At 33.7% G+C, this 7,942-nt stretch carries 4 protein-coding genes and 1 pseudogene; 3 read left to right on the top strand and 2 right to left on the bottom strand.

The genetic code is table 11. From position 1 onward, the window contains the following. Positions 1 to 234, top strand: a pseudogene (locus tag F6K54_RS35565) (hypothetical protein); the annotation flags it as partial. A gap of 3,030 nt (positions 235 to 3,264) precedes the next feature. Here F6K54_RS35565 and F6K54_RS35560 read toward each other — a convergent pair. Both F6K54_RS35560 and F6K54_RS35555 read right to left on the bottom strand, forming a co-directional pair. Further along, entirely contained in the window at positions 3,265 to 3,672 is a 408-nt protein-coding gene (locus tag F6K54_RS35560; protein ID WP_293088478.1) for a hypothetical protein, read from the bottom strand. A 372-nt stretch (positions 3,673 to 4,044) separates the two neighbouring features. After that, a complete protein-coding gene (locus F6K54_RS35555; protein ID WP_293088476.1) occupies positions 4,045 to 5,664 on the bottom strand; it encodes a glycosyltransferase family 39 protein in 1,620 nt (539 codons plus the stop codon). 757 nt (positions 5,665 to 6,421) lie between these two features. Between F6K54_RS35555 and F6K54_RS35550 the strand changes: the two genes are divergently transcribed. Together F6K54_RS35550 and F6K54_RS35545 are read left to right on the top strand one after the other, a co-directional pair. Next, positions 6,422 to 6,589: a DUF2256 domain-containing protein gene (locus F6K54_RS35550; RefSeq protein WP_293088474.1), complete on the top strand. Its 168-nt coding sequence runs from the start codon at positions 6,422 to 6,424 to the stop codon at positions 6,587 to 6,589. A gap of 43 nt (positions 6,590 to 6,632) precedes the next feature. Further along, the gene (locus F6K54_RS35545; RefSeq protein WP_293088472.1) at positions 6,633 to 7,556 is read left to right on the top strand and encodes an isoaspartyl peptidase/L-asparaginase; all 924 of its coding nucleotides are present in this window, start codon (positions 6,633 to 6,635) and stop codon (positions 7,554 to 7,556) included. The last annotated feature ends 386 nt before the right edge of the window (positions 7,557 to 7,942 follow it).

Below are 7,942 nucleotides of genomic sequence, written 5' to 3'. Positions count from 1 at the left end.
TGTGTTGGGAGGGGGAGGGGCGAGTGGTGGGTTCCCTGTTCCCTGTTCCCTGTTCCCTCTTTTCTGGAGATGTCTAATGATTCAGTAATGTTCGTAAGGATTATAGGCATTAATCCAAAATATCTTATTCCTTTAAACCCTACTCCCTACTCCCTACTCCCTACTCCCTACTTCCAAGGAAATGTAGCAAAACTTTTGAGAAATGGTATAACACTTCAATTATTCAGTAAATGATGCAATAAAAATCATTTTTGTGATAATTATTAGCTAGTTAGTATTGATTATTATGATGTTAACTTCTCCCTGTATATATGTTGTATGCAACATCCCTACCTACTCCTCCTTCTGGGAGCTTCCCCTTTTAATACCAAGCGTGAAAAAAGAATGTTACGAATAATAAGTGCAATAAAAAGATTTTGTAGGAAATGTCCCTTTGACAAAGCGGTGCAACCCCGCGACGACGTCAGCTCGCTTGCGGAACGCGCACCAAGAGAAAAAGAGAATTTACGACCTGAAAACTGGTATTAAATCTATTAATTCTGACTTCTGAATTGCAGGATTGCTGTTTGCTTCGCGGTGACAAACGGAAATTCTAATAAATACCCTAGCTATTTGTAGCAAACATTTATCACGCTTGGTATAAGGGGATAAAAAAAGAGGGTGCATCTCATATTTGCAAAAATACTTTTTTCCTATATAGCAATGTGCGCTGGCATATTTAGGGTTTGCGCTCAAAAGTCTTTTAGTAGGGGTAGGAGTCAGGAGTCAGGAGTCAGAAGTCAGGAGAAATGGGGATTATAGAAAAGGTAGTCAAAAAATTGTCCCAAGATTGTTCTACCATAATCATCCTGAAATACTAGCTTTTTGAGCTTTTTCCACCAAAAAGCTGATACTTTTTGAGACAAAAAAATGCTATAACCCTTATCTGTCAATGCTTTGATATTTAATCAGCAAGCCCTATTTAAGTATCGTATCGATCCGTAGGAGAATAGGATTTAAGCATCGCTTTTCTAGGTCTACTTTTTATTAATGGAAATAGTAATTCATTTCCTATCATATGATTAGTTTAGATAAGAATTATGAAAGTTATATTTAGGGTTTACTGAAAAAGTCTTTTGGTAAGGGGAAGAGTCAGGATAAATGGGAATTATAGAGGAGATAGTTGGATATTTTCCCCTTAATTTTTCTGTCCTTGTCTGCCTAAAATACTCACTTTTTGTAGCTCTGAGGCACCGAAAACCAGCCACTTTTTTCGACCCTAAAAAGACTAAAGCCTTTATATTTCAATGCTTTGATATTTAATCAGCAAGCCCTATTTAAGTATCGTATCGATCCGTAGGAGAACTAGAATTGGATTAAAAACTATTACAGGTAAAGTTATTACTGTTTGTGGAGTTAAATCCATTGGTTTATATCAATGCTTATTTGAAGATTTATGGCTTTATAGTTTAGTTAAACCAAAAATAGGAGATTCTTTTTTGATGAATTTAGTCATTTATATGAAATACAAAAAATTGTGCAAATATACGAATCTCCCCATCTCCCCATCTCCTAATTTACCTATGATATCATGTCCGCTGGTATCGTTTGTGTAAAACCAAGGGTGAATATCTACAGGAAATTTACGTTTTTTCAAGCTTTTAAGCCTTCTTCCCTCTTCCTTTTTCCTTCTTCCTTACCTTCTCTATACAATACCGATGCTACCGGACATGATATGAATCTTTGATAGCAAACATTAAAGTATTTCATATTAGATACCCCTTGCGTTGAAAAATTTTTAGAGATTTTTTCTCAAATTTATCCTGATGAAATACACATTCTTCAGCTAGATAACGGCCTTAAGCATCTAGGAAATGATTTGTTTATTCCCGATCATGTTATTTTACTATATTCAATCTCCTTATTTTTCAGAAGTTAATCCCATTGAAATATTTTGGGACATAATTAGGGCTTGCTGAAAAAGTCTTTTTTCCGGAGTAGGGGAGCGGGGGAGTAGGGGAGTAGGGGAGTAGAGGAACAGGAAAGTAATTTTTTTGCCCAACGATGTGCCTAAAATGGTAACTTTTTGAGCATGAACAGCTGAAAACCAAGGTATTTCAGACCTAAAAATGCTAAAAGCTCTATCTGTAAAAGCTTTTAGATTTATTCAGCAAACCCTAATTAAAAAAAATCTTGAAAAATTGTGTCTTTAATTCTTTTGATTTATCACGAAAAATCTTGATAAATATATTAGCTGGATTTAGTAAAAAAGACATTGATTCTATTACTGAATATGATTTTATTATTGAAGCATTATCTGTAATTTGAATTTAGAAAAATGCTATAAAGACACCAATTATGAGCCACAAAAACTGTTGATAAATCAAGCTAAAGTACTTCATAGAGAGAGGAGTTTTCAGAAGCTTATAACATACCATTACAACAGTCATTGCACGATTTAAATCAGACATATAAAAACTTTTTTAAATCAACTAAAAGGCAAGATGAAAGATAGAGTCATTAAACTGCCAAAATAGGTAGTAACTTATAATATTGGAGAAGTTCTTTGTAAGCATAATTTTCTGTTTTTTTTGTACCATTCTTATTTAAATTTTGGTATAATAATTAACATTTTTTCCTACAAAATGCTCCGCATATAGAGGAGCTTTGCTATCGAAAGTTAAGTAAGTTATTATCTAAGACAACTCAAGATTTCCTTGGTCATGCTATCCAAACAAAACGATATGAAAAAGCCAGGTTTAGAATAGCCAAACTTTCCTACAGAATGCTGTGCAAATATGTCAAACTGAAAGATATAAGGACAGATTTTCTATATAAATTGTCTACTAAAATTATTAACAAAAATCTATCAAATCTGCTGTAAGTTTCATAGCTTCATTCAGCAACGCCCTAGTTTAGTTTCTATTGGGATGCTAGGAGCCATAATTTATTAAGAGAGGAATTTATATAAATTTTTTTCTATATAAGGTTTCTCAAAAAGCGTGAGATACAGTTGTTTTTCTTCTTTTCTCTATTGGTGTGCTACCAGGTGCATCTGTCGCACCATGCGGAGGTCGCACCGCTATTCTCTGTTTCCCAAATTACTACTCTGTATGGATTTTGCATATAACGTCCCTACCTATTCCCTACTCCAGCGCAACAAACGAATGCCCGTACTTCACGCTTTTTGGGAATTACTATAAGAATTTTATTTTGTCTGAAAAAACAGCGAATAACTGACAAAATATACTGCCATATTTATCACATCATTTTATCTGATGTATATTACTTACCAAATCTTAAATAGTAATAAAAGTTTCTGTTTTGGTATCGTAATATGTAACGGTTATCTAATAGGTTTACATTATTATAAAATTGTAAATTTTCTTGAAAAATTGGGTCAGAATCTTTTAGTTCTATCAACTCTATTCTCACTTTTTTTTCTACTTCTCGTAATTCATGTAATGTTTGAGGTAATTGCCAAATTACTTGAGTTGGATAATTAGCGATCGCCAGATAAAAGTTTTTTTCTGATATTACTACTTGTGGTTTAATTTGCAATTTTGATATAACTTTTTGCACCCGGGAACTATAAGTATATAAATGTTCAGACTGTCGTCGTTGCAGATTTTTTAATTTGTGAAATGTGACAAAATTTGAATAACTTAAACACACCAAAATTCCTAATTCCATAGCAAATATCTTTTTTGAATAAAGCCAAAAATTTATCGCTTTTAGGCAACAGCTCCGAAAGGCAACAGATCCGAAAGGCAAAAGAGAATAGAGAATAGGGAATAGGGAATATATAGGAAAAAAGTATTTTTGCTTGCTATGAGATGCACCCTGGTTAAAATTCAGTAAAAGGGAAGAAGCTAGAGATAAAAAGAGTGAATTTATACTGACAGAAAAATTAGGATTCAAGCCTCGCTATTTTATATAATTGATATTACCGAAAAATTGTGGTATAAAGCCTCTCCTTTTAAGGGGATAAAAAGAAAAAATTTCCTTTGAGTCAATCCTATCCGTTTTAAAGGAGAGGTAATTCTAAATTCTAAATTCTAAATTCTAAATTCTTGAATGACTCAGTTTTAAATAGTAATAAAAATTTCGGTCTTGGTATTGCAATATATAGCGATTATCTAATAGATTTACATTATTATAAACTTGCAAATTTTCTTGAAAAATTGGGTCAGAATCTTTTAATTCTATCAATTCTATTCTCACTTTTTTTTCTACTTCTCGTAATTCATGTAATGTTTGGGGTAATTGCCAAATGACTTGAGTTGGATAATTCGCGATCGCTAGATAAAAGTTTTTTTCTGATATTACTACTTGTGGTTGAATTTGCAATTTTGATATAACTTTTTGCATCCGATAACTATAAGTATATAAACGTTCAGACTGTCGTCGTTGCAGATTTTTTAATTTGTGAAATGTGACAAAATTTGAATAACTTAAACACACCAAAATTCCTAATCCTATAGCAAATATCTTTTTAGTTGGTAATTGTGAAATTAATGAACTAAGAGAGAATGCAGAGGGTACAGGGCAGGAATCAGAATTCCCTTCTGCCTCCTGCCTCCTGCCTTCTGCCTTTCCTGATAACCATAAACTTGCCACTGATAATATTGCCATTAATGGAGAAAAAACTGCCAATCCTCGAATCCCCATATCAATATATTGATAAAGTAAAAAAACTGCTAATAAAGCAGGCATAAAACTAATTAGGCTAAAAATATATAAATTTCTATAAGCTTCAAAAGATGTAAATTTATCTCGATCTATTCTGGTAATAAATACAGCTAAAGAAATACTCCATAGCAGCAACATTGATAGAGTAATTGTTGTATAAACTGGAAACTTTTTAAAGTTAATGATGAGACTACAATTGAATAAAAAATTTTCGCCCATCATTCCGAGCATATTCGTCAAACTAGATTGAGATAAAATTCTTGTTGCTGCATAAGGATAAATTTCTTGATTCTGGGAAAGGGGAATTAACACAGCAACTAATAATAATGTCAAAGAAAATAATAAACTCAATAAAGTTTGTTTGTAATATTGATTTTTATTTATCCATAAAACAGTAATACTAGCAGGAAGTAAGGTTAAAAGAAAAGGTTTGATTAGATACACCAAAGCTATTACTAAACTTAAAAATATACCTTTTAACCAACCCTCTTTTTGTAGAAATAATAGAGCTACACCTACCATAATTACAGCAGAAGCAGATATTTCAGTCATTACCGAATGAGTCAAAACTAGAGTGTAAGGATAAATCAAGTAAATCAAAGCAGCAGCAAAACCAACCCATTGATTAAATATATTTTTGCCAACCATAAAGATGAGAAACATAGTTATCATCAGTAGCAAATAATTTACAAAAAACGGTGTTCTTTCATTAATACCACCAATCAAAAAACCAATAGCTAAAATTAAAGGATAACCAGGCAAATGAGTATCCTTAGTAGGATAACCTTTTTCGATAATACTACTAGCTAAATAATGATGACTATTAAAATCAAAATTACGCACAATATTTTGAGCCACAGTATAGTAAAGCGTTTCATCATTCCAGCGAATTTGTAAAGAAACTGGTCTCGTAAAATAAAGAGCGATCGCTGTCATAATCAAAAGCAATACATAAGGAAAAATATTTGTCAATAAGTTTTTACGAGTCTTCATTTTTGAATCAATTAATCAACAAGAAAAAATATCTAAAATTTACAATTTTTGGCTGTATATTCATAAACATTTCCTGCGGAATGTTGCGTAGACAGATGCATGAACGTAATAACTTACTAAGATTAGCTAGTGTTTTTATTTCCTACGGAATGCTGCATAAACATAATTTTGAATTCTGCTTCTAATATAATAAGTTAATAACTGATAAGTGATAGCTGACTACTGAATGCTTATGTATATTCCTCTTAGTAGAACGAAAAATAGTTTATAGTTTGGAGTCTAAATTTGATATAGCAATTCCCAAGAAGCGTGAAGTACAAAATTCGTAATTTTAAGGGGTAGGGAGTATAAAAAAAGAAAAACAACTATACCATAAGCATTCAGCTAGCTCGCAGTCAACTTTTAGCTGTTTAATAAATAATGAATATACACTGCTAAAGTCAAGGTTAGTTTTTTTTCAATACTTTGAATTCTTTTTAAATCTCTCAATACTAATTCCTGCGATCGAGGCAATGAATTAATAGCTGATAGCTGAATGTTTCTACTGGATCTCAGTAACTTGAGAAAATCTATAATTTTAAAGTAATTAGATAAATTTTAAATTCTAAAAATCATCTTTTTTCGGTACAATAATTAATAGGTATAGTAAAAAAGCAAAAGTCAGAACAGCAAAAAACTAGAAAAGTTAATCTAAACAATGCTTTTTTCTTAGCTGAAACAGTCACTATTTATTGCTATACAAACTCAATATCATATCATGGGAAAGGCTAAATCTAAATCTGACTTACCAAGTAAAATATGCCCCGTATGTAATCGCCCTTTTACCTGGCGAAAAAAATGGGCTGAATGTTGGGATGAAGTCAAATATTGCTCTGAAAGATGTCGGCGACGTAAGTCAAAAATTGACAAACAAATTGACATATAGCCTAATACCTAAATTTAATGATTCTGTAGTTAACCACAAAAAAATGCAACCAAAACTAATTATTCACGGCGGTGCAGGTAGTTCCATTGAAGAAAAAGGAGGATTAGAAACAGTTCGTAAATCTCTCCATAGAATAGTAGATGAATTACATAACTTGCTTCTGAGTGACACAAAAGCCATTGATGTAGTTGTCCGTGGTTGTCAACTATTAGAAGATGACCCCATATTTAATGCTGGGACTGGTTCAGTCCTACAATCTGATGGCCAAATTCGGATGAGTGCTTCCTTGATGGATGGTTTAAATAATCGGTTTAGTGGGGCGATCAATGTCTCCCGGATTAAAAACCCCATTGAGTTGGCCAAAGCACTGCAAACATCGCCCGATCGCGTATTATCAGACAATGGAGCAGCCGAATTTGTGCGGGAACTACAAATGCCCGTTTACAACCCCCTCACAGATAAACGATTAAACGAATGGCTAGAAGACCGCAAACAAGATTTTAGTAGAAAGATGGCAAATGTTGTAGCAGAATCTCCAGGCACTGGCACTATCGGAGTGGTAGTCTTAGATAAAGAAGGAAGATTAGCTGCGGGTACCTCTACTGGTGGGAAAGGTTTTGAAAAGATTGGTCGTGTAAGTGATTCGGCCATGCCCGCCGGAAATTACGCCACTGGCAGTGCTGGAGTTAGTTGTACAGGTATTGGAGAAGATATTATTGATGAATGTTTGGCTGCCAAAATTGTGATTCGGGTAACAGATGGTTTTTCCCTCAAAGCAGCTTTTGAACGTTCATTTGCTGAAGCACACGAACATCAGAGGGACTTAGGAGCGATCGCTATTGATGCCAACGGTATAATAGCTTGGGGAAAAACTTGCGATGTCATTTTGGCTGCTTTTCACGATGGGCAAAAAATTGGTGATAGTTTAGAAGCTGCAAAAGGGACACTAATTTTTACTGCTGAATAATTTATTTCTTTCCCCTCCACGGTCGGGGGAGGGGCGAGGGGTGGGTTCCCTACTCCCTAACCCCTACTCCCTCTTTTCTGGATATGTCTACTGCTAAAAATCGCCCTAGAAGGGCGAGGCTTTAAACCCAATTTTTCGGTAATACCAATTCTCTATGAAACTGCGCTTAATAAAAGATAACAACTATCAGTAAAGTTCAAGCCTGGGTAAGAATGTTAAGAATTATTAAGCGCATTGTTACAGAGAAATGGTATAAGCTCCGATACTATTTTGCTAACATTTGTTAACAATGCACAGCAAGATCAACCTGCTGAGGGGGTATCTCCCAATGCGGTAGAAAATTTTTCTACCACGCTTTTGATCAAAATTCCACGCGGGACCTTTAA

It is taken from the genome of Okeania sp. SIO3B5 (assembly GCF_010692555.1).
Taxonomy (GTDB): Bacteria; Cyanobacteriota; Cyanobacteriia; order Cyanobacteriales; family Microcoleaceae; genus Okeania.
Note: the sequence above shows the minus strand (reverse complement) of the source record. Positions and strands in the feature narration are given on the sequence as shown.

What these genes read in the sequence shown, in the direction of transcription:
- F6K54_RS35560 (WP_293088478.1), bottom strand. Translation starts at nt 3,672, where the DNA reads ATGGAATTAGGAATTTTGGTGTGTTTAAGTTATTCAAATTTTGTCACA.
- F6K54_RS35555 (WP_293088476.1), bottom strand. Translation starts at nt 5,664, where the DNA reads ATGAAGACTCGTAAAAACTTATTGACAAATATTTTTCCTTATGTATTG.
- F6K54_RS35550 (WP_293088474.1), top strand. Translation starts at nt 6,422, where the DNA reads ATGGGAAAGGCTAAATCTAAATCTGACTTACCAAGTAAAATATGCCCC.
- F6K54_RS35545 (WP_293088472.1), top strand. Translation starts at nt 6,633, where the DNA reads ATGCAACCAAAACTAATTATTCACGGCGGTGCAGGTAGTTCCATTGAA.